This is a genomic window from Paraburkholderia sp. NMBU_R16, from assembly GCF_013282575.1.
GTDB lineage: Bacteria > Pseudomonadota > Gammaproteobacteria > Burkholderiales > Burkholderiaceae > Trinickia.
The window spans coordinates 1-496 of sequence record NZ_JAAAYE010000292.1 but is presented as its reverse complement, the minus strand read 5'-3'; the positions used below and the strand labels follow the sequence as shown (position 1 = coordinate 496).

The 496-nt window shown below is 63.5% G+C and carries 1 protein-coding gene; it reads left to right on the top strand.

Annotated elements, in window-relative coordinates:
• Nucleotides 1-496, top strand: a 496-nt coding sequence (locus GWC77_RS28305) for an IS3 family transposase (RefSeq protein ID WP_173262944.1), incomplete at both ends; no start/stop codon positions are given.

Genomic DNA, 496 nt, shown 5'->3' with positions numbered 1-496 from the left:
CGGCGGCGCTGGATCAACACCACGCGGCGTCAGAGCGGCGCACGGCCCGCGCCCGATCTCGTGCAACGGCACTTCGTGGCTGACGCACCGAATCGGCTGTGGGTAGCCGATGCCACCTATGTGCCGACGGCCGAAGGCTTCCTGTATCTGGCCGTGGTGCTCGATGTCTTCAGCCGCCGTATCGTCGGCTGGGCGATGTCCAATCATCTGTACACGGAGCTGATGCTGCGCGCGCTCGACATGGCCCTTGCGCAACGTCGCCCCGATGGCGTCATTCATCATTCGGATCAGGGATGTCAATACACGTCCATTGCCTTCGGCCGGCGCTGCCGAGAAGCGGGAGTCCGCCCTTCGATGGGCACGGTAGGCGATTGCTTCGACAACGCCATGTGCGAAAGCTTCTTCGCCACCCTCGAATGCGAACTGCTCGCTCGTTCGCGCTTCCAAACTCACGAGCAGGCTCGACGGGAGCTGTTCGCCTTCATCGAGGGCTGGT